30 protein-coding genes are annotated in these 26,972 nt (G+C 65.5%); 16 read left to right on the top strand and 14 right to left on the bottom strand.

What is annotated here, in order from left to right:
* Positions 1-253: 253 nt before the first annotated feature.
* Positions 254-652, top strand: coding sequence for a transcriptional regulator (locus ACWW36_RS09955; RefSeq protein WP_456141376.1), 399 nt, complete (start codon positions 254-256; stop codon positions 650-652).
* A gap of 88 nt (positions 653-740) precedes the next feature.
* Here the strand turns inward: ACWW36_RS09955 and ACWW36_RS09950 are convergent, their stop codons facing one another.
* The 3 genes from ACWW36_RS09950 to ACWW36_RS09940 form a co-directional block, all read right to left on the bottom strand.
* Complete coding sequence (locus tag ACWW36_RS09950) at positions 741-1,889, bottom strand: hypothetical protein (protein ID WP_456141375.1); 1,149 nt, start codon at positions 1,887-1,889, stop codon at positions 741-743.
* Positions 1,886-2,377 carry an ImmA/IrrE family metallo-endopeptidase gene (locus tag ACWW36_RS09945; protein ID WP_456141374.1) on the bottom strand — a complete coding sequence of 164 codons (492 nt, stop codon included), beginning with the start codon at positions 2,375-2,377 and terminating at the stop codon, positions 1,886-1,888. The genes ACWW36_RS09950 and ACWW36_RS09945 overlap by 4 nt, the downstream gene beginning before the upstream one ends.
* A gap of 62 nt (positions 2,378-2,439) precedes the next feature.
* Complete coding sequence (locus ACWW36_RS09940) at positions 2,440-3,513, bottom strand: hypothetical protein (protein WP_456141373.1); 1,074 nt, start codon at positions 3,511-3,513, stop codon at positions 2,440-2,442.
* Positions 3,514-3,722: 209 nt separating this feature from the next.
* On the opposite strand from ACWW36_RS09940, the gene ACWW36_RS09935 reads away from it, so the two are divergent.
* The 8 genes from ACWW36_RS09935 to rraA all read left to right on the top strand — a co-directional run bounded on the left by ACWW36_RS09935 (position 3,723) and on the right by rraA (position 8,880).
* Positions 3,723-4,379 (top strand): DUF6474 family protein, encoded by a 657-nt coding sequence (locus ACWW36_RS09935; protein WP_456141372.1) that lies wholly within the window; start codon positions 3,723-3,725, stop codon positions 4,377-4,379.
* A 7-nt stretch (positions 4,380-4,386) separates the two neighbouring features.
* Positions 4,387-4,917 carry a hypothetical protein gene (locus tag ACWW36_RS09930; RefSeq protein ID WP_456141371.1) on the top strand — a complete coding sequence of 177 codons (531 nt, stop codon included), beginning with the start codon at positions 4,387-4,389 and terminating at the stop codon, positions 4,915-4,917.
* 34 nt (positions 4,918-4,951) lie between these two features.
* Positions 4,952-5,608 (top strand): YcnI family copper-binding membrane protein, encoded by a 657-nt coding sequence (locus tag ACWW36_RS09925; RefSeq protein ID WP_456141370.1) that lies wholly within the window; start codon positions 4,952-4,954, stop codon positions 5,606-5,608.
* Positions 5,605-6,105 carry a copper resistance CopC family protein gene (locus ACWW36_RS09920; protein ID WP_456141369.1) on the top strand — a complete coding sequence of 167 codons (501 nt, stop codon included), beginning with the start codon at positions 5,605-5,607 and terminating at the stop codon, positions 6,103-6,105. The genes ACWW36_RS09925 and ACWW36_RS09920 overlap by 4 nt, the downstream gene beginning before the upstream one ends.
* Positions 6,102-7,022, top strand: coding sequence for a CopD family protein (locus tag ACWW36_RS09915; RefSeq protein WP_456141368.1), 921 nt, complete (start codon positions 6,102-6,104; stop codon positions 7,020-7,022). The genes ACWW36_RS09920 and ACWW36_RS09915 overlap by 4 nt, the downstream gene beginning before the upstream one ends.
* Positions 7,023-7,092: 70 nt before the next feature.
* Entirely contained in the window at positions 7,093-7,587 is a 495-nt protein-coding gene (locus ACWW36_RS09910; RefSeq protein WP_456141367.1) for a hypothetical protein, read from the top strand.
* 48 nt (positions 7,588-7,635) lie between these two features.
* Positions 7,636-8,391 carry a MerR family transcriptional regulator gene (locus tag ACWW36_RS09905; RefSeq protein ID WP_456141366.1) on the top strand — a complete coding sequence of 252 codons (756 nt, stop codon included), beginning with the start codon at positions 7,636-7,638 and terminating at the stop codon, positions 8,389-8,391.
* Positions 8,392-8,400: 9 nt separating this feature from the next.
* On the top strand, positions 8,401-8,880 hold the full coding sequence (gene rraA, locus ACWW36_RS09900) for a ribonuclease E activity regulator RraA (protein WP_456141365.1): 480 nt from the start codon (positions 8,401-8,403) through the stop codon (positions 8,878-8,880).
* A gap of 7 nt (positions 8,881-8,887) precedes the next feature.
* On the opposite strand, the gene ACWW36_RS09895 is transcribed toward rraA, so the two are convergent.
* A complete protein-coding gene (locus ACWW36_RS09895) occupies positions 8,888-10,363 on the bottom strand; it encodes a flavin-containing monooxygenase (protein ID WP_456141364.1) in 1,476 nt (491 codons plus the stop codon).
* Between the two features lie 76 nt (positions 10,364-10,439).
* On the opposite strand from ACWW36_RS09895, the gene ACWW36_RS09890 reads away from it, so the two are divergent.
* The 6 genes from ACWW36_RS09890 to ACWW36_RS09865 all read left to right on the top strand — a co-directional run bounded on the left by ACWW36_RS09890 (position 10,440) and on the right by ACWW36_RS09865 (position 15,484).
* On the top strand, positions 10,440-11,081 hold the full coding sequence (locus tag ACWW36_RS09890; protein WP_456141363.1) for a TetR/AcrR family transcriptional regulator: 642 nt from the start codon (positions 10,440-10,442) through the stop codon (positions 11,079-11,081).
* A gap of 24 nt (positions 11,082-11,105) precedes the next feature.
* Positions 11,106-12,311 carry a DNA polymerase IV gene (gene dinB / locus ACWW36_RS09885; RefSeq protein WP_456141362.1) on the top strand — a complete coding sequence of 402 codons (1,206 nt, stop codon included), beginning with the start codon at positions 11,106-11,108 and terminating at the stop codon, positions 12,309-12,311.
* A 61-nt stretch (positions 12,312-12,372) separates the two neighbouring features.
* On the top strand, positions 12,373-13,197 hold the full coding sequence (locus ACWW36_RS09880) for an EspA/EspE family type VII secretion system effector (RefSeq protein ID WP_456141361.1): 825 nt from the start codon (positions 12,373-12,375) through the stop codon (positions 13,195-13,197).
* A gap of 33 nt (positions 13,198-13,230) precedes the next feature.
* Complete coding sequence (locus ACWW36_RS09875) at positions 13,231-13,551, top strand: ESX-1 secretion-associated protein (RefSeq protein WP_456141360.1); 321 nt, start codon at positions 13,231-13,233, stop codon at positions 13,549-13,551.
* Between the two features lie 30 nt (positions 13,552-13,581).
* Complete coding sequence (locus ACWW36_RS09870) at positions 13,582-14,055, top strand: YbaB/EbfC family DNA-binding protein (RefSeq protein ID WP_456141359.1); 474 nt, start codon at positions 13,582-13,584, stop codon at positions 14,053-14,055.
* A 25-nt stretch (positions 14,056-14,080) separates the two neighbouring features.
* Positions 14,081-15,484, top strand: a complete 1,404-nt coding sequence (locus tag ACWW36_RS09865; RefSeq protein ID WP_456141358.1) for a hypothetical protein — start codon at positions 14,081-14,083, stop codon at positions 15,482-15,484.
* Positions 15,485-15,505: 21 nt separating this feature from the next.
* Here the strand turns inward: ACWW36_RS09865 and ACWW36_RS09860 are convergent, their stop codons facing one another.
* From ACWW36_RS09860 to ACWW36_RS09820, 9 genes are all read right to left on the bottom strand, one after another.
* Positions 15,506-16,510: a PHP domain-containing protein gene (locus ACWW36_RS09860; protein ID WP_456141357.1), complete on the bottom strand. Its 1,005-nt coding sequence runs from the start codon at positions 16,508-16,510 to the stop codon at positions 15,506-15,508.
* A gap of 182 nt (positions 16,511-16,692) precedes the next feature.
* Positions 16,693-18,171 carry a hydrogenase large subunit gene (locus tag ACWW36_RS09855; RefSeq protein ID WP_456141356.1) on the bottom strand — a complete coding sequence of 493 codons (1,479 nt, stop codon included), beginning with the start codon at positions 18,169-18,171 and terminating at the stop codon, positions 16,693-16,695.
* 2 nt (positions 18,172-18,173) lie between these two features.
* Positions 18,174-19,637 carry a proton-conducting transporter transmembrane domain-containing protein gene (locus ACWW36_RS09850; RefSeq protein ID WP_456141355.1) on the bottom strand — a complete coding sequence of 488 codons (1,464 nt, stop codon included), beginning with the start codon at positions 19,635-19,637 and terminating at the stop codon, positions 18,174-18,176.
* On the bottom strand, positions 19,637-20,299 hold the full coding sequence (locus ACWW36_RS09845; RefSeq protein WP_456141354.1) for a hypothetical protein: 663 nt from the start codon (positions 20,297-20,299) through the stop codon (positions 19,637-19,639). The genes ACWW36_RS09850 and ACWW36_RS09845 overlap by 1 nt, the downstream gene beginning before the upstream one ends.
* A 9-nt stretch (positions 20,300-20,308) precedes the next feature.
* Positions 20,309-21,253 carry a respiratory chain complex I subunit 1 family protein gene (locus tag ACWW36_RS09840; protein ID WP_456142431.1) on the bottom strand — a complete coding sequence of 315 codons (945 nt, stop codon included), beginning with the start codon at positions 21,251-21,253 and terminating at the stop codon, positions 20,309-20,311.
* Between the two features lie 5 nt (positions 21,254-21,258).
* The gene (locus ACWW36_RS09835) at positions 21,259-23,193 is read right to left on the bottom strand and encodes a proton-conducting transporter transmembrane domain-containing protein (RefSeq protein ID WP_456142430.1); all 1,935 of its coding nucleotides are present in this window, start codon (positions 23,191-23,193) and stop codon (positions 21,259-21,261) included.
* Between the two features lie 29 nt (positions 23,194-23,222).
* A complete protein-coding gene (locus ACWW36_RS09830; RefSeq protein WP_456141353.1) occupies positions 23,223-23,702 on the bottom strand; it encodes an NADH-quinone oxidoreductase subunit B family protein in 480 nt (159 codons plus the stop codon).
* Positions 23,703-23,707: 5 nt separating this feature from the next.
* Entirely contained in the window at positions 23,708-24,049 is a 342-nt protein-coding gene (locus ACWW36_RS09825; protein WP_456141352.1) for an ArsR/SmtB family transcription factor, read from the bottom strand.
* A gap of 145 nt (positions 24,050-24,194) precedes the next feature.
* Entirely contained in the window at positions 24,195-24,767 is a 573-nt protein-coding gene (locus tag ACWW36_RS09820; RefSeq protein ID WP_456141351.1) for a TIGR03086 family metal-binding protein, read from the bottom strand.
* A 60-nt stretch (positions 24,768-24,827) separates the two neighbouring features.
* Between ACWW36_RS09820 and ACWW36_RS09815 the strand changes: the two genes are divergently transcribed.
* Entirely contained in the window at positions 24,828-25,697 is an 870-nt protein-coding gene (locus tag ACWW36_RS09815) for an LLM class F420-dependent oxidoreductase (RefSeq protein ID WP_456141350.1), read from the top strand.
* A 403-nt stretch (positions 25,698-26,100) separates the two neighbouring features.
* Here the strand turns inward: ACWW36_RS09815 and ACWW36_RS09810 are convergent, their stop codons facing one another.
* Positions 26,101-26,919, bottom strand: coding sequence for a polysaccharide deacetylase family protein (locus ACWW36_RS09810; protein WP_456142429.1), 819 nt, complete (start codon positions 26,917-26,919; stop codon positions 26,101-26,103).
* Positions 26,920-26,972 lie beyond the last annotated feature (53 nt).

The following is a 26,972-nucleotide window of genomic DNA, read 5'->3' as shown; positions in this document are numbered from 1 at the left end:
TGTGACGATTGCTGTCAAAGACATAGGAAACTCATCGGCACCCAGGCGTTATTATTTGCTTCGGCGCACCGTAGTATGACGGTGCCGGAGCCCACCGACATCGCCGTTTAGACCTGTAGCGGCACACTGAAACGAAAAGGCGGGTTAACTTTTCTGCGGTTTGCACTTGGTTGTGGGCACAAGTCTCGCTACGATGTTCAGCAAATACGCCGCCTATAAAACCCGCTCGACCATCATGTGGAGGTCAAACTAGATGAGCAAGACGTTCGCCGCCCGCTTAAACCGCCTGTTTGACACGGTTTACCCGCCCGGTCGTGGCCCGCACACGTCGGCTGAAGTGATCGCTGCCCTCAAGGCTGAAGGCGTCACGATGTCGGCTCCGTACCTGTCGCAGCTCCGCTCGGGCAACCGAACCAATCCCTCGGCAGCCACCATGGCCGCCCTTGCCAACTTCTTCCGTATCAAGCCGGCCTACTTCACGGACGACGAGTACTACGAGAAGCTCGACAAGGAATTGACCTGGCTGGCGAATATGCGCGACGAGGGCGTTCGCCGTATTGCGGCACGCACCGTCGGGCTGTCCCCAGAAGCGCAGCAGGACATCGTTCAGAAGGTTGATGAACTGCGCCGCAGGGAGCACCTGGACGATTAGCCCGTCGCCCGTCGTAACGCGACGGTCGGCGAAGTCGTCGTCCCCACGTCAGTTGGGGACGACGACAATAGGTGCTTAGTAGTTGGGGCTATGTCCCCTTGATCGCCAGCTCGCGATACCGCTGCGCGATCTCGAGAATCCATTCCCGATCTGAATACGACGTCGGCTGCCGCAGCCAGCTCAGACCTGGAAAAGTCGCGAGGGTGTCCTCAGGGGCACCCTCGCGTCCGTCATAAATCCACTGTGCGATGGCTTGTGCCTGCTGTCGCGGCGGCACAGCGGGTGACTCCACGTCCGACACGTCGTCGACCTCGTCGAGTTCCCGTGAGGCCCGGGCCCCGGTGGCGTCCACGGGCCGCCTGCGGGTGCTGTCGGCGGTGGCCTCCAGAAACAGCGCGTCAGAGATCAGCGACATCCGTTCGGCGACCCGGAACACCAGAGGCCCGCGAGGGCGCACGCCGATGCCGATGTCCGGATGCCTGCGCCCCAGTTCGGTGAGCAGCGGCTGGATGACACGCAGCTCGCGTCGCGCCCCGAACCAGTCTTCGACACTGGGCAGCAGTGACCCCGCCGCGACGATCAGCATCGCGCAACCCAGCAGTGTGGCCGCTGCGCCGACGCCGAAAAGATGAGTCGTACCCACGGCGCGCAGGAAGAAGAAGGCGGACGCCAGCACGATCAGCACGATGCCGAAGGTGAACACGAACAACGCACGGCCCCGGCGGCTTCGGTTTGAATACCGCATCCCCGCCCACGAGACCAGGGTCAGGGCCAGGAGCACGTACAGCAGCGGAAGCAGCCAGGGCAACGCTGTGCCACTGGAGTTCAGATTCCTCTTGAGGTACTCCTCGGGAGACACCTCCGGTTGCTGGCCAGCTGCGAAGAAGGTCGCCAAGCTCACCGCGGCGATCACACCCGCAACGCTGTACTGCGCGATCGCGATTTTTCGAATTGTGCCGGGTTTACGCACCGAGGAGACGGACGTGATCATCACGCAGCTGCCCGCTGCGCACGCGATCAGGGCCACCTGAGTCAGACCCATCGAGATGTTGTTCCAGTGCAGCACCGTGTCGATCAGGAGGGTAAGCGGCTGCCAGTTGAGCGCTGCAACAAATCCGAGGCTGCCCAGCGCGATGATCATCGCGGTGCTGACCAGAGATTGCTTGTTGACCAGAGCCCAGCCGATTCGAAGTCCGGTAGCCAATCCGAGCAGACCGGCGATCACCCAGACGATCAACCAAATGCCTCTCCGAGCCGGACCTGCACTATCGAAGAACGATCAGACGGCAGTCGCCCGAGCCGGTAGATGAGCAGCGCCGCGAAGTCCTCCGCTTCCTGCTCGGCATCCTCGCCGGCCGGACCCATACAGCCGGTCCGCTGGTTGAGCATGTACCCGATCAGATCCGAGGTGGCCACCTCGGTGTTCTCGCGGGCCGCCTGGACGACCGGTATGCCCTCGTGGCCGAGAACCAGATGGCCCAGCTCGTGAGCCAGCGTGCGGTCCCACGCGGGTAAACCCTTCTGTATCAAGAACACATCGCGATCGGCATACTGGCGCCACTGCCCGCAAACGCCGGGAGGCAGATCGGCCATCTTGAGTTCGATCGGCCGATCGCGGTCCTCGCTGACGGCGTCGACGAGGCGAGGCAGAGACACTTCCCCGCGGCGCGGGGCGAGATCAAGCACCGCACCAACGGCACGGGTGACGCGACGGCTGGCAGGCATACAAACCCCCTCTTCGACGAGTCCACTATGTGCTGTTCGCCCCCGAGAGGGCGCGCAGTTTGTCAGTTCATGAACCTCGCAGTACCGCCAGTGCGCACGGCGTGGCCCGCCCTGGCCTGCCGGTACCCTACTAACCCACCAGCGCTGGTGAGTACCAAAATGCCGGTAATACCCGGCACCGCCATGGCCGCAACCTGCGACAATCCGGCGGTCCGCAAATACTCGCCGTATCCGGTGCGATACGACGACGCCGGCGCGGCGATGTTGCTGCCCACGCTGGCCGGCAGCGGCTCCCGTCCGGCTGGCGGCTCTGCCGTGACGCCGCGGGGTGTTCCCGGCAACGTCGGCGCATTCGGCGCCCCACCGGCTCCTCCGCCAAAGCCCGCCGGCGGCGCGACAACCACCGGCAGCGTGAGCGGGGCAATCGGCAGCTCCGCGGCCGCAACGCCCACGCCGGGGACGGGGCTGACGACGCCCGGCTGGGCGGGTTCCGATGCGGGCGGCTTCAATTCGGGCGGCAGCTGCATCTCCGGCGGCGGCTTCGGGCGACCCGAGGGCACCTCGACGACTCCGCCGCCTCCCCCACCGCCGCCGGGACCTGGCGGCTGGCCCGGCTCCCATGGCCACGGCCATGGCCACCACGGCCAGCCCGGATTGCAGTGATCGTCGTTGTTGTCCTTGTCGCAGCCCGGCTGCTCCGGCGGTGGCGACGGTGGCGTCGACGTCGAGCTTGGCTTCGTCGTCGGCGGTGTCGTGCCTTGGCCTCCGCCAGCCTGGTCGCCCTCTTGGTCGTCCTTGGTGCCCGGATCGTGGCCGGCGGGAGTCTTGCCGCTGCCTACGTTTCCGGAATGCTCGTTGCCCGTCCCGCCCGGCAGCGGACCAACGCCAGGCGTCGTTCCGTTCACCCCCGGCCGATCTTCGTTGCCGCCCTTGTCGGCCACCTGACCTGAGCCGTCATGTTCGTGCCCGAGCCCGTCGTGAATGGTGGCGCCGCTGGAGTCCTTGCTGTCGTTATCGCCCGAACCGCCGTGATGCTGACCGGGCTCGGCAAAGGCGAGCGTGGCACCTGCGCCCGCGGCCATCAGCCCAGAGGCCACGAAGCAGGCCGCCGCGGCGATGCGCACACGCGAACCCACGTCGTCACCACCCTCCACGGCATCGCACGATGGTCATCAAGATGATCAAACGATTGTCGCACAACCGTGATGGACCGTTTGCTGCCGATTTAAACCAACTGCGGCCGCACCGCGCTCCGCACCGAAAGAACTCCGGACGATAGTGTTGGGCTGCACGATCGATCGAACTGACGTCAACGTCAATCAGATGACCCGGGAGGCAGCAGGGGATGAGTCTGTTCAAGCGACGCAAAACCCGCGCCACCCGTAGGGCCGAAGCCCGCGCGATCAAAGCCAAGGCCAAGCTGGAAGCCAAGCTCGCCGCGAAGAACGAAGCGCGGCGCATCAAGGCCGCGCACAGGGCCGAAACCAGGGCGCTCAAGGCCCAACTGAGGGCCCAGCGCGACAGCGACAGGGCCGCGCTCAAGGTTGCTGAGACACAGTTGAAGGCGGCCCGCGAAGGCAAGCTGTTCTCCCCCACCCGAATCCGCCGCATGCTCACGGTGACCCGGCTGCTGGCCCCGATCGTCGTGCCGATCGCCTACCGCGCCGCTATTGCCGCGCGCGGGTTCGTCGACGAGCGCCGCGCCGACCGGCTCGGTGTCCCGCTCAGTCAGATCGGTCAGTTCTCCGGTCATGGTGCTCAGCTGTCGGCGCGGATCGCCGGTGCCGAACACTCGTTGCGTCTCGTCGCCGACAAGAAGCCCAAGGACGGCGAGACCAAGCAGTTCGTCGCCGCGATGACCGAACGACTCAACGACTTGTCTGCGGCGGTAACCGCGGCCGAGAACATGCCCGTCTCGCGTCGCCGCGCCGCTCACGCCGCGATCACCGAGCAACTCGACGGGATCGACGCCGACCTGATGGCCCGGCTGGGCCTGGTCTGACCCGCAGATGTCCCGCGTCCCGAATCCCGCAGCGCGCCTGCGTGGTTCGGCCGCGGGACTGCTGACAGCCGCCCTCGCCATAGCCGCGCACGGCGCCGGCGGTGGGGCGGTGCCAACAGGGGCGGCCACAGCTCAACTCGCCGTGCTGGCTGTCGCCATCGGTGCGCTGGCCGCGACCATCACCAGGGGCGCCGACGCCCGCGTGCTGCTCGGTCTCCTGGCGGCCGGTCAGCTGCTCGGGCACGTGATGCTCGAGACCGCAGGCCACGCTCACACCTCCGTCGGTGCCCCTCCCGCTGCGGCGATGCTGGCCGCACACCTGACCGCGATCGCGGTGGGCGCGCTCTTGATCGCGGCGGGCGATCGGCTGTGCCGCGCCGTATCGCGGGCGGTGCGGGCGGCTGTGCGAAGCGTCTACTTGCCGTCGTCCGGGCCAACCGTCGTCGCTCTGGGTGGCGCCGATCAGCCGCTGCGCTCGGCGCTTCTGCTCGCCGCTTCTGTGTCACATCGGGGTCCGCCGGTCAGCCTCGCCCGCTGACCGACATCCCCGACGACACAGAAAGCACAATCGAATGCGATTCAGTCCTGTGGCGCCTGCGCGCGCCATGACCATCGTTGCCGCCACCGGGGCGGCAATGTCCCTTGCCCTGCTGCCCGGCGCCGCGCCAGCATGGGCGCACGTCCGCGTCACGGCGGACAACCCGGCACCGGGCGCATACTCGGTGCTGACTTTCAAAGTTCCCAACGAGTCCGAAAAGGGTGCGCTGACAACACAATTGAGCGTAGTCCTACCCACCGTCGCGTCTGCGAGTACCGAGGTGCTGCCGGGTTGGTCCGCGACGCTGGATCGAGACGCCGCCGCGGGCACCGTCCGTTCGGTCACGTGGACCGCTGCGCCGGGAACCGGCGTCGGGCGCGACCAGTTCGGCCTTTTCCGAATCTCGGTGAAGCTGCCCGATGCCGAAAGCGCCAGCTTCCCGGCGACGCAGACGTATTCGGACGGCACAGTCGTGAAATGGGATCAGCCGGCGCCACCCGGCGGGGCCGAACCCGAATACCCCGTGCCGGAGGTCGCTCTGACGGGCGCCCAGGCTGCGGACGACCATCCGATGCCGATGGCGCAGACGGCGGTGGCGCCCGACAACTCGGCGCGGTGGCTGGCGGGCGGCGCATTGGCGCTGTCGGCCGTTGCGGTCGCGATGGTTCTGCTGGTACGACGGCGATCATGAATCGCCTCGTCGCATCGGTGATGCTGATCATCGGGCTCGCCATCGCAGCGGTCGGCGGGGCATCGGTGGCGTCCGCGCATGCGACGCGCATCGCGACCGACCCCGTCGAGAACTCAGAACTGACCCAGTCCCCGACACAGGTCAGCGCGACGTTCAACGAGGCGATGCAGCCGCAGTTCGCCGCGATGACGGTCGTCGGCCCCGACGGCAACCTCTGGTCGACGGGTGAGCCGAAGGTCGACGGCGCTGTCATCAGCGTCGGCGTGCGGCCACTGGGACCGTCCGGCACTTACACCGTCAACTACCGGGCGACATCAGCTGACGGTCATGTGGTGTCCGGATCGTGGCAGTTTCGGCTCGCCGTTTCGGGCACTGGCACTCCGGGCCCGTCGGCGAGTCCGGCGTCGGGCGACGGAGTTCCGGTGTGGCCGTTCTACGTGGCCGCCGGGTTGATCGTTGCCGGCGGCGCGGCGTGGGCGGTGCGACGGCGGAGGTGACGAGTCGACGGGCGGTGGCCGGCGGTGTGCTGGTCATCGTTGCCGCATCGGTGGCCGCGTGGGCGCTGGCGTCGCAGCACAATGAACTGGCTGCGACGCTGGTGCGCGCGGTCGCCGACTGCGCGGCGGTGATCACGCTCGGCCTCGCGGTGGTGCCGATGCTGGAGATCGATCGGTATCGGGCAGAGCTGATCCGCCGCGCCACCGTCCCGCTCACCATCGCCGGCGCGGTGTGGCTGCTGGCTGAGCTGGCCCGGATCGTGCTCGACGCCGCTGACGCGGCGGCGGTTCCGGTATTCCGGCTCGGTCTCGGCACGGCGGCCGAATTCGCGGTACACACGGCGGCTGGACGCGTCGAGCTGTTCGGCGCGGGTGCCGCTCTGGTGGTTGTGGTCGCCGTGATGGCCTCGCGGACGACGTCGGCGAATCTGGCCGTAACCGGCGTCGCTGCCGTCGGCTTGACGGCGCGTCCGCTCACCGGCCATGTCGCGGCGAGCACCATCGGCGGCGCGGCGATTGCGGCGCACACGCTGGCAGCCGCGCTGTGGTGCGGCACGTTGGCGGCGCTCGTGCTCACCGTCGAACACCGGGGCCAGTGGGCGCGCGTGCTGCCGAGGTTCTCGCAGTTGTCGCTGTGGTGTGTGATCGCCCTGCTGGTTGGCGGCATCGTGGGTGCGGCGGTCGCGATCGGCTCGCCTGCACAGTTGGTCAGCACGGGCTACGGCAGGCTGGTGTCGGCGAAGGTCGCGGTGATGGCGACGCTGGTGGTGCTGGCGTGGCGAAATCGCACGATGTGGGTGCCTGCCGCTCGCTCGCACCGAACCGCGGCCGTGGTCTCGCGATCGAGGGCGTTGACGGAATTGGCAATCATGGCCGTCGCGCTGACCCTGGCGGCCGCACTGGCCGTGACCGGTTAGCGCCATATGCAACCTGGCATGATGGGAGCCACTGCCGGGTAGGAATACACAGGCGCAAAGGAGCAGCCAGATGGCAGACCAGCAGGACCGACCCGACGAGAAGCCGGACGAGGTATCCCCGGCGGCTGAACAAGCGCCGTCGACGCCTGGCGCCGATCCCGTCCCGCCTGCCGCCGAACCACCCGTGCCGCCGGCCAAGAAAGCTCCGGCTAAAGCTGCCAAGAAGGCGCCCGCCAAGGCCGCTAAGAAGGCACCGGCCAAAGCCGCGAAGAAAGCGCCCGCCAAGAAGGCCGCGAAAAAGACTGCTGCCAAGAAGGCGCCTCCGAACGCAGCGCCGCCCGCTCAACGGCTGGCCGACACGAATGGTGATCTCGCGACGGCCGCGAGAGAGGCTGCAGCGCAGGCGAAGTCGACGGTCGCCAGCGCAAGTAACCCCGTTGCGGGGCCCGCGTCTGTCCCACTCGTCGGCCCTGAACCGTCGCGGCTACCCATCGTGGCGGCCATCGCCGCGGGCGTGCTGGCGATCCTGGTCGTGCTGTTGGCACGGCGGCACTCCGACGACTGATCGAATTCGGCTTGACCCTCACGCGGCGTCAGGGTCGATAGTGGCGGCATGGACGCCAAGACCGTCGGAGCGGTAGCCACCCTCACCGGTGTCTCCGTGCGCACGTTGCACCACTACGACCACATCGGTCTGGTGGTGCCCAGCGTCCGCACCCCGGCGGGCTACCGCGGCTACACCGACGCCGACATCGAGCGTCTGCATCTGGTGCTCGTGTACCGCTCCGTCGGGTTGCTGCTCGACGAGATCCGCACGCTGCTCGACGACAAGGCGGCGGACGTGGTCGAACACCTGCGACGCCAGCACGAGTTGCTGCTGGAGCAGGCGCAGCGCTTGGAGCACACGATCAAAGCAGTGGAGGAACTGATGAACGCACATCGCGACGGTATCCAGCTGACCGCAGAGGAACAGGTGGAGATCTTCGGCACCACCGCTTTCAGCGGGGAGTACGCCGCCGAGGCGGAGCAGCGCTGGGGCGACACCGATGCGTGGAAGCAATCGCAGCAACGGGTTTCGCGCTTGGGCAAGCAGGACTGGATCGACATCAAGGCCGAAGGGGATGCACTGCTGGCGGCGCTGGCTGAGGCGAAACGCAACGGCGTGCAGCCGGGCTCTGCGGCGGCCAATGAACTCGCAGAGCGGCACCGCGCATCGATCGAACGGTTCTACGACTGCGGCGACGAAATGCATCGCTGCCTGGCGGAGATGTACGTCGCCGATGAGCGATTCACCCGCTACTACGACGACGCGGAGCCGGGCTTGGCGCAGTTCGTGCGCGACATCATCGTCGAGAAATCCGGTCGCTAGCATCAACCGGTGACCGTAGAGCCTCGCCCCACAGCTGACCTGGTCGACGACATCGGCCCCGACGTCCGCAGCTGCGACCTGCAATTCGGCCAGTACGGCGGCCGGTCGCAATTCGCGGGACCGATCACGACCGTCAAGTGCTTTCAGGACAACGCGCTGCTGAAATCAGTGCTCTCCGAGCCGGGCAACGGCGGCGTGCTGGTGATCGACGGAGACGGCTCGCTGCATGCCGCGTTGGTCGGTGACGTCATCGCCGGCCTCGGCGTCGACAACGGTTGGGTGGGGCTGATCATCAACGGCGCGGTGCGCGACGCGGCGACACTGCGCACCCTCGACATCGGCATCAAGGCGCTGGGCACGAATCCCCGCAAGAGCACCAAGACCGGCGACGGCTACCGCGATGTGGCGGTCGAGTTCGGCGGAGTGGTGTTCGCGCCGGGCGACATCGCGTACAGCGACGACGACGGCATCGTCGTGGTCGCGCCGTAGCTAGGCGCTACGCCGAAACCGGCTCCGTGGCACGGTGCTTGGAGAAGGCCAGCGCCTCGTCGTCAACCTTGCCGTGCCGAATGAGGCGCAAGTCGAGCAGGTAGTTCTGCTTGAGCCGCCACGGGGCGACATGTCCGGACTTGGGCAGGTAGTCCAACGCCCGCAGCACGTAGCCCGGCGTGAAGTCCATCAGCGGTCGCTCGTCGACGGAATTGCCTGGATGCTGCGGCTCGACGGTGTCAAAACCGTTGGCGTCCATGTAGTTCAGCACCCGGCAGACGAACTCCGAGACGAGGTCGGCCTTCAACGTCCACGATGCGTTGGTGTAGCCGATCGTGAACGCCATGTTCGGCATGTGTGTGAGCATCATGCCCTTGTAGGCCATCGTGTCGTTGAGTTCGATGGGTACGCCGTTGCGCATCACCTTGGCACCGCCGAACAACTGTAGGTTCAAACCCGTTGCGGTGACGATGATGTCGGCCTGAAGCTCTTCGCCCGAGGTCAGTTTGATACCAGTCTTGGTGAAGCGCTCGATCGTGTCGGTGACGACGTCGGCCTTGCCGGCGCGGATCGTTTTGAACAGATCCCCGTTGGGCGCCAGGCACAGCCGCTGATCCCACGGGTTGTAGCTGGGGCCGAAGTGCTTCTCGACATCGTAGCCTTCGGGCAGGCGGCGCTGGGCCATCGTCATCAGCGTCTTGCGCATGAAATTCGGGAAACGCCTGCTGATTTGGTACTGCGCCGACTGGAACAGGATGCTCTTCCACCGGTTCAGCACGTACGCGGGCTTGGTCGGCAGTGTCTTGTTGGTCCGCACGGTGAATGGGTCGACGTCGGGCAGCGCACCGATATAGGTCGGCGAGCGCTGCAACATCGTCACATGCCCGGCGCCCGAATCGGCAAGGGCGGGAATCAAAGTCACTGCGGTTGCGCCACTGCCGATGACAACGATCTTCTTGCCCGCATAGTCCAGGTCCTCCGGCCAGTGCTGCGGATGGATGATCGTGCCCTCGAAGTCCTCCGAACCGACGAACTCCGGCGAGTAGCCCTCGTCGTAGTTGTAGTAGCCGCTGCAGGCGAACAAGAAGGCCGCCTTGATTTCCACTTCTTCGCCGTCGCGCTCGACGCGCACGGTCCACCGGTTCTCGTCGTCGGACCAGTCGGCACCGGCCACCTTGTGGCCGTAGCGGATGTGCTTGTCGATGCCGTACTCAGCGACCGTCTCCTTGAGATACGCCATGATCGACGGACCGTCGGCGATGGCCTTCTCCGACGTCCACGGCTTGAACCGGAATCCGAGCGTGAACATGTCGGAATCGGAGCGGATGCCGGGGTACTTGAACAGGTCCCAGGTGCCGCCGAGGTTCTCGCGGCGTTCGAGGATGACGTAGCTCTTGCCCGGGCAGCGGTCCTGCAGGTGCCATGCGGCGCTGATGCCGGAGATACCGGCTCCGACGATGACGACGTCGACAAATTCGGTCATGATGTAAAGCTATCAACACCGTGTCGAGTGAGTCAACGGTGTGTTGAAGAATTCGACACAGAGTAAGGTCTACGTCGTGACCACTGCCAGCCCTCTTCGCGCATCCCGAGGCCGCCGCTCAACGCGACCTTCGGGCGACGACCGCGAAGCGGCCATCCTGGCAACCGCCGAACGCCTGCTCGACGAGCGGCCGTTCAGCGAGATCTCCGTCGATGACCTGGCAAAAGGCGCCGGCCTGTCCCGGCCGACGTTCTACTTCTACTTCCCGTCCAAGGACGCAGTCCTGCTCACGCTCGTCGAACGCGTCATCGTGGAGGCCGACACCGCATCAGAGGGCTTGGCCGACGCCCTGCCGGACGACCGATACGAGGCCTGGCGCACCGCGATCAACGTCTTCTTCGAGGCCTTTGTGAAGCACAAGGGCGTCACCCGCGCCGGTCATGCGGCCCGGGCTACCCATCCGGAGATCCGTGACCTGCTCGCTCGGTTCATGCAGAAGTGGATCGACAACACGGCCGCCACCATCGAGGCGGAGCGCGAGCGCGGCTTGGCCCCCACGACGCTGCCGGCCGAGGATCTGGCCACCGCATTGAACCTGATGAACGAGCGGACGCTGTTCGCCTCGTTCTCCGACGAGCACCCGGCCATACCGAAAGAGCAGGTGCTCGAGACGCTGGTGCACGTCTGGGTAGCCAGCATCTACGGCGAAGGGCGCTGACTCGTCGGACCCTGATGCGAACATATGTTCGTGTCGGCCTCGGCATCCATCCTGCACGCTGACCTCGACTCGTTCTACGCATCGGTCGAGCAGCGCGATGATCCCCTTTTGCGCGGCCGGCCGGTGATCGTCGGCGGTGGCGTGGTGCTCGCCGCAAGCTACGAAGCCAAGGCCTACGGGGTGCGCACTGCGATGGGTGGCCGCCAGGCGCGGCAGCTGTGCCCGCGCGCGATCGTCGTGCCACCCCGCATGTCGGCGTATTCGCAAGCCAGCGACGCGGTGTTCGAGGTTTTCCGCGACACGACGCCTGCCGTCGAACCGCTGAGCGTGGATGAGGCGTTTCTCGACGTGTCCGGTCTCTGGCGGGTGTCAGGCACGCCCGTGGAGATCGCAGCGCGGCTGCGGGCACAGGTCCGCGACCGCGTCGGGCTGCCCATCACCGTCGGAATCGCCCGCACCAAGTTCCTGGCCAAGGTCGCCAGCCAGGAAGCCAAGCCGGACGGACTGTTGCTCGTCCCGCCCGACCGCGAGCTGGCATTCCTGCATCCGCTGCCGGTGCGCCGGCTGTGGGGCGTCGGGGTGAAGACGGCAGAGAAGCTGCATGCGCACGGCATCGAAACCGTCGCCGATGTCGCCGAATTGGGCGAATCCACGCTCGCCGCGATGGTCGGCGGCGCCATGGGCCGTCAGCTGTTTGCGTTGTCCCGCAACATCGATCGGCGTCGGGTTGTCACCGGTGTCCGACGCCGGTCGGTCGGTGCACAGCGCGCCCTAGGACGGCGGGGCAACAACATGACGGCGCAGGAGATCGACGCGGTTGTCATCAATCTCATCGACCGCATCACCCGGCGTATGCGCAAGGCGGGACGCACGGGTCGAACCGTGGTGCTAAGACTGCGATTTGACGATTTCAGCCGGGTCACTCGGTCGCACACCATGGCGCGGGCCACGGGGTCGACCGACGCCATCCTGGATACCGCACGCGGATTGGTCACGGCCGCCGCACCTTTGATAGCCGACAGAGGCCTGACGCTCGTCGGCTTCGCGGTGTCGAACATCGACCGCGAAGGAGCGCAGCAGCTGGAGTTGCCGTTCTTCGAACTTGCCGACACGGTGGCGCTCGACGACGCTGTCGACCGCGTGCGTCAGCGTTATGGCAACACCGCACTGACCCGAGGTGTGCTGCTCGGCCGTGATCCGGGACTGGAGATGCCGCACCTGCCGGACTAGATTGGCGCAACTAACCCCTGCGGAGCTGGCTTAAGCTGATTCGGATAGAAGGGGCAGAGCATTGAGTTTGCTGGGAGAAGCACTCGATTTGCTTCGACGGTACGGCGACGTCGTCGGCGTCGACTGGGACAAGCCGCCAAGCTTGCTCGACAAGGCAGCGAACACGCTCATTGATGTAGCTGGCTCACCCATTCTCGCCGCTGCGCAGGGCGTGATCCACGGCATGAAGGCAACGACGGGATCCGGTCAGCCGGAAGCCGGTGAGGCGTTCAAGAAGTCCGCCGAAATGTACGACGAGGCCGGCAATCTGCTCATCGACGCTCGGGTGAAGCCAGACCGCTGGGACGGCACGGCCGCCGACGCATACGAGACGAAGAACGACAGTCACCGCCGGCATACCCTCGACGTCGCCGAGGCCGAGAAGAACATGCGGGGGTATCTCAGCGATTTAGCCGCCCAAGTCACCGAGACCCGCACGAACCTCGACGACCGGATCAAGTTTCTTTCCGACTACGACACAGCGACGTCATGGATGAACGCAATCCCTGGCGGCGCCGCGGTCAAGGCCGCGGCCGATCTGGCTGTTGCCGGCAGCCAGGTGGAATTGGCGAAGATGTCGATGGCGAAACTGCTCGCCGAGTCGCTGCTGAACGCGAATCGAATTCGAGATCAGCTTGGCACCTACGAGGCGGCGGCCGGCGAGGTGTTGTTCGGAGATGACGAAAGCGTCGTCATCCCCTGCGGCGAACCATTCGGCGACGAGCGCACGGCCGGACGACTACCAAGTCGTACAGATGCCAATCTGCCGTACCAGGTCCCTGAGCCCGACGGACCACCCGTCATATATCCACCCGCAAAACCCAGCGACACACCCGCTCCGCGATGAGGCTGAGAACACAGATCGAATGGAGGAACCAAATTGTCCGCCCAAGGGGACAATCTCCGTGTATTGACTGAGCACATCGACGAGATCGCAGCCAAGCAGACGACGGCAGCCGGCACGATGAAGATAGCGGGGGAAACGGTCAACGATCTCGCATCTCATGTCTGGAGCACCCACGGCGTAGTGTGTGCCGCCAGCAATATGGCCGTCGACGCAGTGGAGGCGGCACGCGATAACGCTCGGACGAAACTGTGGCAGATGTCGCATGACCTCTCGGAGAGGCTCCACACCGCGTCCGAAAATTACAACAATGCCGACTGGCTCGCGCGCCGGGACATCGACTCTTGCGCGCTGTGACAACGTCCCGACCGCGCGGAGTTACCCGCGATGACTGGTGACGTGCCCTGGGACGACGATGACGACGCCCTCGAATTCGCCGCTCCGCGCGACTACGACGAAGCGTCGGCGCTCGACGTAATTGCCGAGTACTCCCCAATTCTCGACCAGGGAGACGACCGCCCGCTGGCGGCACTATTCACAGTCACCAACCCAGCAGGGACAGTGTCAGCGACGGCGATGATCGGTGGCCGTCTGCACCGAGTTGACCTGTCGGCGAATGCGGCGGACATGACAGAAGCTCAACTTGCCGATGAGATCGTCGTCCTCGCCGGCCTCGCCGCGGAGAAGGCACAGGCCGCACAGCATGCGGTTATCGTGCAGCTCATGCGCACGATGGGACACGACTCCGTCATGACCAGTGGCTACATCGAGCATGATCTCGGCCTGCCGTCGCCACAGACCGCGGAAGCGCGCAGAGCGAACGTCTTCGCAGCTCGTTACGCGCTACACGACGAGGCTTAATCACGCCAAGGTCAAGGTGGTCAATGTGAGGATGACGCCTGAACCCGTCGCGTCGCGACCGCGTCGACGCTGGCTCATCGCAGTCGCGGTCTTGTCAGTTGTCGCATCTACGGTCGCCCTCGTCGTGTGGCGGTTGCGCGATGATGGCACCGCGGTGACCCGCCAGTCCTGGCAGCCGGCGCCAAGCGCAATGCTCTCCTCACCGATGCGCGCGCAGCCGGTTGCCGGTTGGCGAGCGAATGTCACGGACCTTGGCCTGCCCGGGCCCGTTGATGGGACAGAGCTGAGCCGGGTTGGCAACCTGAACGATCCGCTTCGTTCGCGCCCACTCATCGGTAACCACGACGACCACGCCTATTTCCTGGCCAGTACTCCTGCTACGCCGGGTCCACAGTGGTGGGTAATAGGTATCGACGTGCGCACCGGTCAGCGGCTCTTCGCTCCGGTCAAATTAGATGCGGGCAGTCGACCGCCCGAATGCTTCCTGAACGGACCCGCGAATCTTCTGTGCCTCAGCGATGATTCGTCGCCCACCGCATACGTGGTGGACGTACCCTCCGGGACCGTGGCCTACAACGGCCCGACAGATCTCCGCCTCGGATTCGCGACGCTCGCTGTGGAACAGGTCGGCAACTATGCAGTCGCCAAGACGGACGGCCAAGGCGTATACGGCATTGGGCTACGAGCTGAGACAACATGGTTCGTGCCTGGTAACGGACGAATTCAGTCGGGAACATCGCCTCGATTCGAGCTGGCGCCGCAGGCACTTGGTGTCCAAGTGAGTGCAGACCCTCGCGCTTACGAGATGACCGTGTTCTCACTCCGCGACGGCAGGGTGGTCAAGCCCGAGGTAGACGATGGCGCCCATCTTGGGGAGACGGAGGTATACGCTGGCGGATTTGCGGCCGAGGTCGTACGCAATCGAAAGTCGTTGGGGGTTAGTTTCTTCGACGACCGCGGTAACCAACTCGGCGGGCATAGTATCGACGGCTCACTCACCGGCTCAGTGGGTTTGCCAATTGTGGCCTCAGGTGGCCAGTCCGCGATTTACTCCCCCGACGGCCACAAGCTGATGGACCTCCCGGGCGGGGCGGTCCACCTCATAGGAACCACCCTGTTCGTCAACGAGAACAAGAGCGAAGCGTTTCCTATGTGGCGGCAGTACGAACTGAAGACGGGGACCAAAGGGCCGGCGTGTGACTTCAACATGTCGAACTTCTTGGGTATCAACGGATCCGCAATTGTCTTCTCGGTCACCAACCCCGATGCCGGATTCGTGGCGAAAGCGCGGGACCTGGGAACGTGTGAGACGTTGTGGACACTGCCTTCCCGCGTGAACTCATTCGCTCAGGTCTGGCGTGTGAATACGACATTGGTCCAGCTGTCCGACGACGGCACGGAGTTGTTCTCACTGGTCGCGCCGAAATGAGGACTCGGCCCAATAGTTCGTCTAAGCCGACGTCCAATCCAGCAGCTTGTCGGCAGACCAAGTGTTGACGATGCGATCGACGGGCACTTCGGCGTCAAGCGCACGCTGGGCGCCGTAGCCCAAGAAATCGAGTTGGCCGGGCGCATGCGAGTCGGTGTCGATGGCGAACAGGCATCCGATTTCGAGCGCGAGGTTCAGCAGCCGGGTCGGTGGATCCCGGCGCTCAGGCCGCGAATTGATCTCGACGGCAGTGCCATTGTCGAGGCAGGCAGTGAACACCTTTTCGGCGTCGAACTTCGATTCGGGCCGGATGCCGCGGTTGCCGCTGACGAGACGGCCCGTGCAGTGGCCGAGCACAGCGGTGTGTGGATTGGTGACGGCCTTGATCATTCGCCGGGTCATCGACTCGGCGTCCATCGACAGTTTCGAATGAACGCTGGCGACCACGACGTCGAGACGCTCCAGCAGGTCATCCTGCTGATCCAACGAACCGTCTTCGAGGATGTCGACCTCGATGCCGGTGAGGATTCGCATCGGCGCAACGGTTTCGCGTAGCTCGTCGATGACGTCGAGCTGTTTACGCAGCCGGTCGGGCGATAGGCCGTTGGCGATCGTCAGCCGCGGTGAATGATCGGTCAGCGCGCAATACTCGTGCCCGAGTTCCCTTGCGGCGAGCATCATTTCCTCGATCGGAGCGGATCCATCGGACCAATTGGAGTGGACGTGGAGGTCGCCTTTGATGGCGGCGCGGACGTCGCCGCCACCCAGATCCTTTGCGGCTTCCCGCAATTCGACGAGAGCTCCGGGCTCCCGTCCTGACCACGCTTCGGCTATGACTTTCGCCGTCTTGGGTCCGATGCCGGTCAGGGACTGCCAGCTGTTGGCGGCGCCGTGCCGTTCCCGCTCGGTCTCGCTCAGTGCTTCGACGATGTCGGCCGCGTTGCGGTAGGCCATCACCCGTCGAGGGTCTTCGCGGGCACGGTCCTTGTAGTAGGCGATCTGGCGCAGCGCGATGACCGGATCCATGCCTCCAGTGTGCCCCGCCTCTGTACCGCCAGGCACGCCACACTGGGTCCCGACCGGAGAGCGCGATGATTCGGTCCGCAGAAAGTCGACGCCACCGGCGGCGGTCATGCCCTCTCAACCTGCGGACGCCAGCGGTGCATTCTCTTCGGGAGGCCCGCCTGCGCGGTCGAAAACTCTTCTTCCTAGAGATCGTTGCCGGCGTAGGACAGGTTGAAGCTCTTATTGGTCAGCGGGAAATCGGGGACGATCGTGTCGGCCATCGCGACGGGCAGCGCAGGCCAGTTGAACCAGGACGGATCGACGATCTTCGCGCGCGTGATGCAGCCATCGGCGCCGATCTCGACGCGGTGCACGATCGTTCCGCGCCAGCCTTCGACGATGCCGACGCCACTGCGAAGTTCCTGGGCTTGTGGCACTTCGCCTTCGTGCTGGGTTGGGCCGGTGTGCGATTCGACCAGATAGCACGCCAACTCGGCCGAAGCCGCGAAATCGTCTCGCCGCACGGCGTAGCGGGCCAGCACATCGCCGTCGGATGAGCCGGTCTCGCTAATAGGCAGATCGATGGCCGGGTGATCCAGCCGGGCATCGGTTCGAATGCCGCTGGCGCGGGCCACATAACCTAGGCAACCCATTGCACGTGCGTCGTCGGCCGTCAGGATGGATGTGCCCGCGAACCGATCGTGGATCACGCTGTTGGCGAGCGTTAGTTCGGCAACCTCGGCGAGGTCGTACGCGATCGACCGCAATTCGGCCGGCTCCGGCAGTGCATGCAACCGCACGACACCAGGCGCGACCGCGCCGCGCAGCAGCCGATGTCCGGTGACTGAGGCGTTGAGCCGCAGCAGTTGCTCGCGGATCCGCAGGCAGTGAGAGTTGGCCAGCGAGAATCCGACGTCGTTGGCGAGTGCGCCGAGGTCGGCGGCCAGGTTGTAGAGCCGCTCCAACTCGATGAGCAGCGCCCGCAGCCGATGCACCGAGTCGGGCACCTCGATGCCCAGCGCATCTTCGACCGCCAGACTGTGCGCCACTGCATGCCCGACGGATGTGTCGCCACTGACCCGCTCGGCCAGTTCGGTCGCGTCGGCGGCCGCCCTCCCATGAAAAAGCTTCTCCAGCCCCCGATGCACGAACCACAACCGCGCCTTGAGCCGTAGCACCGTCTCACCCACCACGGAGAACCGGAAATGGCCCGGTTCGATCAACCCGGCGTGCACGGGTCCCACGGGGATTTCGTATACCCCGGTGCCCTCGACCGTCACGAACGGGAACCGCCCGGTCGTCTCGAATTCCGGTGCTGGCCCGGCATCTTCACGCATCGGATACCAGCGCTCGGGCCAATGCGCGTGCCGGACGAGTCGACGCGGCCGTGGGTGTCCGACTGGACGGATGCCGTATAGGTCGGCCATCTCCCGCTCGAACCGGCTGGCAGGGAAGGACAGGTATGCCAGCGACGGCACCGCCGGATTACTCGCGGGCACGACGCATTCCAGTTCGACGCGACGGTCGGGCCGGCCAGCGAGGAACAGGTACACCACCCGCAGTCGATCGCCGTCGTCGTGAGCCGCCGCCAATGCCAACCGGAAGCCGGACGCGAAGAGTTCTTCCGCCCGGTCCGCTACCGCATCTCGAGAGATCCGGTGCAGCATGCGATCTCCGCTCATTGCTACGCCCCGACCTGTCCGGCGGCGGTGGTGAGCATGTCGGTCAGCGGCCCCGCGCTGATCCCGAGCGCGATCGAGGCGCCGAGGCCGATGAGCAGAGCCGCAGCAATGGTGACCGGCACGACTATCGCCGGCGCCGCCGCGGGCGCGGCGCCAAGCAGCATCCGGCCTGAGTTGCGCACCAGTGCGGCGAACGCGACCACGATCAACAGCATTGCCGCGCCAAGCACCCAGGCCAGCCGCGCGTCGGCCAGGGATCGCGCAATGGCCAGCTCGCTGGCGAACATCGCGAACGGCGGCAGCCCGAGCAGCACGATCAACCCCAACGCAAACGAGCCGCCGACCAGACGGGAACGCCGGATGACGCCCGTGATGTCGGCGATCGCGGTGGACCCGTGTGCGACCTGCAGTTGCCCACCGGCTAGGAATAACACCGTCTTGCCGATGCCGTGCGCAAGCACGTGCAGCAGAAGTGCCGCTACCGCCAGCGTCGTCCCGGCCGCGGCTGCGATCGCGATCAGGCCCATGTTCTCCATCGACGAGTACGCGAGCATGCGTTTGACATCGCCGGTCACCGTCAGCATCAGCGCGGCGACGAGCAGCGTGGCCAGTCCCAGCACAACCAGGCCGGTACGCAGGAACGTCTCACCTGTACTGGCGTCGATGATCGGTTTGATGCGCAGCAGAACCGAGAATGCCACCGACAGCAGCACCCCGCTCATCAATGCCGACACCGGCGCAGGCGCCTGACTGTGAGCGTCGGCCAGCCAGGTGTGGAACGGAACGAGCCCGGCCTTCGCGCCATAGCCGATGAGCAGGAGCCCCCCGGCCATTCGCGCCACCCCGGGGTCGAGGCCGGAGGCGTGTGCGGTGAGCACATCGAGGTTGAGCGCCTGCACGCCGGGCGCACCGGCGTGCTGAGCCGCGAAGTACAACAGCACGGTGCCCAGGAATGCGACCGCGATGCCGACCGAGCAGATCACCACGTACTTCCACGTCGCCTCCAGGGCGGTCTTGGTGCGACGGTGGCCGACCAGGAAAGCCGTGACGACGGTGGTGGCCTCGATCGCGACCCAGATCACACCGATGTTGTTGGCGCACACGGCAAGAACCATCGCCGCGACGAATGCGGGTGTCAGCACGCCGTACAACCGAGCCCCGGCCGCGTCGGTGTGGTCGTGGTCGAGTTCGGCGTCGATGTATCCGATGCTGGCCCAGGTGGCCAGCGTGGCCACCACACCGATGACGACCAACATGGTCACCGACAGGGCGTCGGCACGCAGCAAGCCGCCCAGAAACACATGTTGAGCGGATCCGACCCTCGTGCCGAGTGCAGCCCCGCAGGCCAGCACGGTGGCGGCCGACAGCACAGTCAACGCCGCGGTCCAACGATGCCATCCCACAACGAGATTCACAATCGCAGCGACGATCGGCGCCAACATCGCGACGAGGAGCAGTGCGGTCATCAGTCTCTCAACTCCTGCAATTGGTCGAGGTCGGCACCGCCGAAGGCGCGGCGCAGGCGTCCCGTCAGCACGCCGATGACAATCACCGCAAACAGCACGTCCAGCGATGCGCCGAGTTCGACGATCATCGGCACGCCTGCCGTCAGCAGGAACGCCGTCGCGGCGATCCCGTTGTCCAGCATCAGGAATCCCGCCGCTTGGGAGACCGCGTGACGTCTTGTCGCCATGACGAACAGGGCGATGAAGATCACCGCGAACGCCGCGGGGACGGTGTTGACGACCGGGTCCGATTCCAGGTTCACCAGCGGGCGGGTGATCGCGAACGCGACAATCGTCAGGGCGCCGGTGATCAGAAGCGAGGTGGCCGTGTTCACCAGCGGCGTGGCCTCGCGCTGCGCCCGCTGTTCAGCCGCCAGTGCGCGGGCGAGCAGCCACGGGAGGATCCCGGCGCGCAGGACGAGCACCGCGACACCGACTGCAACAAGGGCGGGATCGTTGTCATGGAGGCCACGCACGACCGGAATCGCCGCCAGGGCAAGACCTTGCCATGCCAGCAGCCGCACGATGGCTCGCAGGTCACGACGCCACACGACGAGCACGGCCGCGAGCACGAGACCCCCCGCGGCGAAGTCGATCAGGATGGCGAAGTTCACGTCGGTCATTTCGGTTTCCTACACGGTGAAGAAGTTGGCAGCGGTAACTGCGAGCAGTGCGAGAAGGAACGACCCCGCCAGCAGTTCGGGCACTCGGAACAGCCGCAACTTCGCGATGAACACCTCGGCGCTGGCCAGCAGGGTCGCCAGCACACCAACCTTGACGGCTACAGCGGCCACACCGATCACGACATCGACAAGGTTGGGCTGGCCACCGGCAATTCCCCACGGCAGGAACAGATTTGCCAGCAGGGCGAGCAACACAGTGAGCCGCATCGCCGATGCCCATTCCACCATTGCCAGCCGCGGTCCCGCATATTCGAGCACCATCGCCTCGTGCACCATCGTCAACTCGAGATGCGTCGCTGGGTTGTCGACGGGCAGCCGCCCGGTCTCGGCGATGATGACGATCACCAGTGCGACGAATGCGAGCACACCGGCCAGCGAGGCCACCTGCCCGGGACTATGCATGGTGTTCGCCACGAGTGCACCAAGGTTCGCCGATCCTGCCGGTATCGACAGCGCGAACACCGCCAGCAGGATCGTCGGCTCGACCAGCGCCGCGATGGTGATTTCCCGGCTGGCACCCATGCCGCCGAATGAGGTGCCGGTGTCGATCCCGGCGAGAGTCAACGCGACGGTGCCGAGGAACAGCAACCCGACAACCGCGAACAGGTCGGCGCTCGAATCTAGGGGTGAGCCGGTCGCCACGACCGGCGCGATCGCGGCGATCAGCAGAGTCGTACCCGCCAGCACCGCGGGCGCCGCGGCGAAGACGATGGTCGTGCCCGCCGGCGTAATCTGTTGCTTACCAAGCTGTTTGCGAATGTCGCGCCAAGGCTGTAGGAGCCCGCCACCTGCGCGGCCCTCCCACCGCGCCCTCACCTGCCGCATCAGGCCGATCACCAGCGGCGCACCGATCGTCACGGTGCCGATCTGGGCCGCGCCTGCGAGGTAAGAAATCGCATTCATCTCGCGACCACCAGCATGATCAGTACGCCGAGCGCCCCGTAGGCGAGGTATAGGTGCACGCTTCCGGTGTGTGCCCTGCGCAGTACGGCTGCTGCGGTGGCTACCGCGTCGACCACTGGACGGTACAACCGTTCTTCGATGGCGTCGCCGATCCTGCTTCGATAGCGCACACCCTCGACCATGTAGCGCGATTCCGCGTAAGGCGTGACTTCGATGTCGGTGTCCGGCCGCAGCACGTCGTCGAATACCCGCTGAAGCGGTTCGGCGAATGATGTGGCGGTGTATTGCATCCGCGCCGTCAGATCGTCGGCGCCGCAAGCCCACAACGGGAGCACCTCGGCGGCTGGACGACGCCGCGAGCGCCATCGACTCAGCATGATCACCACCAGCACCGCGATGATCAGCGCCGCGGCGATAATGCCCGGTGCGATTGAACCCGGTATGCCCGGCAACCGCACCACAGCACCGAAATCGGTGAACGCGACGGGCTGTGCGGCGGGAAGCGCGCCGAGAACCCGGCGTAACGCGGGTGCGACCAGGAAGGGCATCACCGCGATCAGCACACAGGCTCCGGCGGCGATCGCCATGCCCGTGACCATCCAGCTAGTGGATTCGGTTGCACTGGAGGCGGATTCGGAGCGAGGGCGGGCGAGGAACCCGATACCGAACGCCTTGACCATCGCCGCCACACCCAGGCCGGCGGTCAGTGCGACCGCGCCGACGGCCAGAGGCGCCGTCAGGGCCACCATTGTGTCGTGGCCCGGTGCGGCGTGGATGAGGGACTGGACGAGAAGCCACTCGCCGACAAAGCCTGCGCCCAACGGCAGTCCTGACGCACCGAGCGCGGCCACCCCAAACATGGCCGTGGTGGCCGGCATTCGCCGAGCGAGCCCGCCGAGCCGGTCGAGGTCTCGCAGGCCGGTGGCCGCCAGCACCGAGCCGGCGGCCAGAAACCCGAGGCACTTGAAAGCCGCATGCCCGACGAGGAGCAGCATCGCCGCTGCCATGGCGATCGTCGCGGGCCTCGACGCGCTGGAAGTTGCGAACAGCGTTGCCGCACCGAGGGCCAGCGTGATCAGCCCGATGTTCTCCGTCGTCGAATAGGCAAGCAGCCGTTTGAGATCCGTCGCCACCGACGCCTGCAACACGCCGTACAGTGCGGACATCCCACCGACGACGAGTAACGTAAGGCCCCACCATCGCGGACCGGGGCCGAGCAGTTGGAGGTCGACGCGCACGATCCCGTACAGACCCAGGTTGACCATCGCGGCGCTCATCAGTGCCGAGACCGGGCTGGGTGCCTCGGGGTGCGCACGTGGCAGCCAGGCGTGCAGCGGCACCAGGCCGGCCTTGGAGCCGAATCCGGCGACCGTCAGCAAGAAGACAGCGGTCCGCGCACCGTCGGACACGCCGGTCAGGTCGGCGAACCGGTCCGCCCCACCCGCCGCCGACAGCACCATCAGGCCGACCAGGATGGCCACGAATCCAAGCTGAGTCATTACCGCGTAAACCAGTGCTGCCGAACGCACTTCGGCGCGCGTGTGGTCGGCCAGCACCAACACCAGTGACGTGATCGCCATCAGCTCCCACGCCAGCAGGAAGGTGGTCACTGATCCCGCGGCAGGGACCACAAGCATCGCGGCAACGAACAGCGGTAGCACCGCTGCGGGCACCCGGCTGAGGTGGTGGGAGTATCCGATCACATAGAAGCCGACAGGTATGGCCACCGCGCCGGTGAGCACCATGAAGAAGCCGCCAAGCGGATCAAGCTCCAGTTGCACACCGGACAGCGGCAACAGCCATCCGATGTGCACCGGCCGAACCGCGCCGAACAAGCCGGCCAGACCTGCCCACACGCCTATCACGCCGACGCAGGACGTGAGAACCCCCGCGAGCGCACCGTATCGGTGGTGATGCGGAGTGTCTTCCACGGTCGCGGACGAGACTGGCAGCGTGGCAGTCACTTCCCGGTCACCGATCGCAAGGCGGCGATGATTTCCGTCGGCGTGGGCGGGCACCCCGGGATCTCGACGTCGACGGGAACGATGTCAGCGACCGCGCCTGCCACGCCGTAGGCGTCTCGGAACACGCCGCGGTTCAGCGCACAGTCGCCACAGGCGATCACCACTCGCGGCCGTGGAGTGGCCGCGACCGTGATCCGCAGTGGATCGGCCATGTTGTGTGTCACTACGCCGGTTACCAGCAGCGCGTCGGCGTGCCGGGGCGACGCGACCAGCCGTGCCCCGTATTGCTCGGCGTCGTAAACCGGGCCGAAGGCGCCACCGATCTCTACCTCACATCCGTTGCAGGATCCGGCGTCCACATGTCGGATCTGCAGCGAACCACGCACTCCCGCAGGCGGTTTCACGGCCTGCGCAGGTGTGTTCCCGGCTCGCTCGACCACGCGGCCGACTCTGAGGATTTTGCGGAACCAGCCCATCGGCGTTACTCAGCCGGGCCCGCGGCACGCAGATCTTCTAGGACAGCGACCCGATCTCGCAGCATTCCGCTCAGCACCTTTCGTGCCACGGTGAGCAATTCGGCGATATCCGGTGAGGCGATCGAATAGATCACCGTGTTGCCGTCTTTGCGAGCGTCGACCACCCCAGCACGCCGCAGCACACCGAGCTGCTGGGACAGGTTGGACGACTCGATGCCGATCTCCGGCAAGAGCTCACCGACGGCTCGGTCGCCAACCGCCAGCAGTTCAAGAATCCGGATCCGCGCGGGATGACCGAGCGTCTTGAAGAACTCTGCCTTGAGCTTGTACAGCGGCTCCGCTTCCACGCCATCCCCTGAAGAGTTGCGATGTTCTTCGTTCAATCAATTGAAGAACTTATCAGATGGTGGAAGCAGTGGACTAGTCGCCGGAGCAATCACGGTTCAAGCCGAGACGCCCGCACTCATGTGGCCAGTCAGCCGCAGTGACCCTTCACGCACGCCAACCGGGGTCGCGCCCGCTCAGCGCGACGATCCGGTCGAGTACCGGCGCGTCATCGGCGACCGGCACGGCAGCGTCGAACAGTCCCTCGACCGGTCCTTGGGCCGCGAACTGGGCGACGTTGGCAAGCACCGCATCAGCGACGGCGGGATCCACGTCGTAGGCGTGCCCGGTCGCACGAGCTAGATCCCAACCGTGGATGACGACTTCGGTGAGTGCGACAAGCCCGACGGCCTCACCGGGCATGTCCATGGCTGCGATCCGGGACATGCCCTGCCAAGCGCTCGGATCGGCCCAGGCTTGAGCGAGTTCGGTCAACCGCTCCGGGTAACGGGTCCGCCAATAGGGATCCAGCTGGGCAGCATCGACGCTGGGAGGCGGGCCAGTAAGCGGCCCGCGATCCTTGCAAGCGGCGGCGGCGAACGCCAGCGCCAGCCCGCCGACATGGTGTACCACGTCGCCGACGGAGAAGTTCGCACACGGAGTCGGGGCGGCGAGGTCGTCATCGGTGACGTTGGCCAAGAGGTCGGCGGTGCGCTGGCAGGAGAGGCTGAAATCGATCATGTCGGTAATGACTTTCGCCGCGCCAGGAATTAATCAGCTTCGAAGACTACTTTTCGAACTGTGAGATTCGCCTTCAAAACATCACCGCAGAACACCACTTGGGCCGACATGCTTGCCGTCTGGAAGGCGGCCGACGATATCGACGTATTCGAATCCGGCTGGACCTTCGACCACTTCTATCCGATCTTCTCCGACTCGACCGGGCCCTGCCTGGAAGGTTGGACGACGCTGACCGCGCTGGCGCAGGCCACCAAGCGGCTGAGGCTGGGCACACTGGTCACGGGTGTCCACTACCGCCACCCGGCGGTGCTCGCCAATATGGCCGCCGCGCTGGACATCATTTCCAACGGCCGCCTCGAGCTGGGAATCGGCGCCGGCTGGAACGAGGAGGAGTCAGGCGCGTATGGGATCGAGCTCGGGAGCATCAAAGAGCGTTTCGACAGGTTCGAGGAAGCCTGCGAGGTGCTGACGAGCCTGTTGAGCAAGGACACGACGTCGTTCGACGGAAAGTTCTATCAGCTCAAAGATGCGCGCAACGAGCCGAAGGGGCCGCAGAAGCCGCATCCGCCGATCTGCATCGGCGGCAGCGGCGAAAAGCGCACGCTGCGGATCACGGCGAAGTATGCGCAGCACTGGAACTTCGTGGGTGGGCCGGCGGAGGAGTTCGCGCGCAAGCGTGACGTGCTCGCGTCGCACTGCGCGGACATCGGCCGCGATCCGAAGGAGATCATGCTGTCGGCACACGTCCGGCTCAGTCCTGACCACCACAGCCCGGATAGCCCGATCGACTACGGACATGCGATCGAGGAGGCGGCTGCGCTCGGCAAGGAAGGGTTGGATTTGGCGATCGTCTACCTGCCCACGCCCCACACGCCGGCGGTGTTGGAACCGCTCGCCGAGGCGATCAGGGATTCGGGACTAGTCAGTTGAACCGCGCGCATCCCAGCAAATGCGGCTGACGGTAACGAAAATATAACGGTTAGGCAAAGGCGGGATCACGATCTGTCGGATCGACGTAACCAGCCTGCCGAGATTTGCTAGACGCCGTACCGAAGCAGCTCGTCTGCGGTGATCAGCCGTTCTGCCTTGGCAGGGAATTCACGGCTCTTCAGGGGATGACGTAATAGTGACCAGGCGATTCGACTCACCCGTGACCGAGATATCGGGTTGAGGTACACGGTAATAACTCCTGCGGTATACCGATTGCTGATCTGGGCCCTACTTTATCGCAGCGCCCTCATGAAGTCATTAGATACCTGACATCCGGCAAACAGAACTAGGCGCGCCGAACAATCATCAGATGTTTTTAGAGTGACAGATGTGACGGATGTGATTAGGTTGGATCAGGCTTGAGGAACACATCATCGAGTGTCACCGTGCGAAGCTGGCGCGACCGTATGAGGTCAACGAGCTGGCCGTAGACATGGGTCACGGGCAGGTGATTCAGGTGCCCGATCACGATGGCTTGCGGGTTGAAGTACTTGTTGGCCATCTTGAGGATCTCGTCCTCGGGTATCACGTTCTGGTCCTCGAGGGAACCTGACCAGAGGGTGTCGACGGTGTACCCGAGATCGCCGGCGATCTTGTCGACCGTCGGGTTGTGCTTTCCGTACGGCGGCCGGAAGTAGGGTCGCGGGTCGACGCCATACATCTTCCAGAGAAACTGATGGTTACGCCGCAGTTGTTCTGCCACATCGGCTGCCGATATCGTCGTCAGGTCCGGATGCGACCACGTGTGGTTGCCCAGCTGTATTTGGCCGTCATCTACCAAGGGGCGCAACAAGTCTCGGTTTTCTGTCCACGAGTAGTACGTACCGTTGACGAAATAGGTGAGCCGAATACCCGTGTCCTTGGCGAACTGCGTGTATAGGCGTACCACATCGCTGTTCACACCGTCGTCCACCGTCACCGCGAGCAGATCACCCTCACCGGGCAGGCTGCTGAGCACTCCGCCTCCGGGCAGCGCAATCCGCGCGGTCCGCGGAGGCGGAGGCAGCAGCCCGACGGGCGACGGCCGAGGGACGGGATCGGGAGAGACGGTCGGCGTGGCGGCCTGCGCAGCCCGGGGTTGGCCGCCGACGGTGCAGCGCGCCATCCCTACGCCTGCCAGAGTCGCGACGGATAACGCCGCGAGGAAGCGGCGCCGGGTCAGCTCGGACCCGACGCGCAGACTTGGAAATTGAGCAGGTTGCGGCGGCAAAGTGC

The sequence above is a fragment of the Mycobacterium sp. MMS18-G62 genome, from assembly GCF_053877835.1.
This window is presented reverse-complemented; position numbering and strand designations above follow the sequence as displayed.

What these genes read in the sequence shown, in the direction of transcription:
- ACWW36_RS09955 (WP_456141376.1), top strand. Translation starts at nt 254, where the DNA reads ATGAGCAAGACGTTCGCCGCCCGCTTAAACCGCCTGTTTGACACGGTT.
- ACWW36_RS09945 (WP_456141374.1), bottom strand. Translation starts at nt 2,377, where the DNA reads ATGCCTGCCAGCCGTCGCGTCACCCGTGCCGTTGGTGCGGTGCTTGAT.
- ACWW36_RS09935 (WP_456141372.1), top strand. Translation starts at nt 3,723, where the DNA reads ATGAGTCTGTTCAAGCGACGCAAAACCCGCGCCACCCGTAGGGCCGAA.
- ACWW36_RS09930 (WP_456141371.1), top strand. Translation starts at nt 4,387, where the DNA reads ATGTCCCGCGTCCCGAATCCCGCAGCGCGCCTGCGTGGTTCGGCCGCG.
- ACWW36_RS09925 (WP_456141370.1), top strand. Translation starts at nt 4,952, where the DNA reads ATGCGATTCAGTCCTGTGGCGCCTGCGCGCGCCATGACCATCGTTGCC.
- ACWW36_RS09920 (WP_456141369.1), top strand. Translation starts at nt 5,605, where the DNA reads ATGAATCGCCTCGTCGCATCGGTGATGCTGATCATCGGGCTCGCCATC.
- ACWW36_RS09910 (WP_456141367.1), top strand. Translation starts at nt 7,093, where the DNA reads ATGGCAGACCAGCAGGACCGACCCGACGAGAAGCCGGACGAGGTATCC.
- ACWW36_RS09905 (WP_456141366.1), top strand. Translation starts at nt 7,636, where the DNA reads ATGGACGCCAAGACCGTCGGAGCGGTAGCCACCCTCACCGGTGTCTCC.
- ACWW36_RS09895 (WP_456141364.1), bottom strand. Translation starts at nt 10,363, where the DNA reads ATGACCGAATTTGTCGACGTCGTCATCGTCGGAGCCGGTATCTCCGGC.
- dinB (WP_456141362.1), top strand. Translation starts at nt 11,106, where the DNA reads ATGTTCGTGTCGGCCTCGGCATCCATCCTGCACGCTGACCTCGACTCG.
- ACWW36_RS09870 (WP_456141359.1), top strand. Translation starts at nt 13,582, where the DNA reads ATGACTGGTGACGTGCCCTGGGACGACGATGACGACGCCCTCGAATTC.
- ACWW36_RS09860 (WP_456141357.1), bottom strand. Translation starts at nt 16,510, where the DNA reads ATGGATCCGGTCATCGCGCTGCGCCAGATCGCCTACTACAAGGACCGT.
- ACWW36_RS09855 (WP_456141356.1), bottom strand. Translation starts at nt 18,171, where the DNA reads ATGAGCGGAGATCGCATGCTGCACCGGATCTCTCGAGATGCGGTAGCG.
- ACWW36_RS09850 (WP_456141355.1), bottom strand. Translation starts at nt 19,637, where the DNA reads ATGACCGCACTGCTCCTCGTCGCGATGTTGGCGCCGATCGTCGCTGCG.
- ACWW36_RS09845 (WP_456141354.1), bottom strand. Translation starts at nt 20,299, where the DNA reads ATGACCGACGTGAACTTCGCCATCCTGATCGACTTCGCCGCGGGGGGT.
- ACWW36_RS09830 (WP_456141353.1), bottom strand. Translation starts at nt 23,702, where the DNA reads ATGGGCTGGTTCCGCAAAATCCTCAGAGTCGGCCGCGTGGTCGAGCGA.
- ACWW36_RS09820 (WP_456141351.1), bottom strand. Translation starts at nt 24,767, where the DNA reads ATGATCGATTTCAGCCTCTCCTGCCAGCGCACCGCCGACCTCTTGGCC.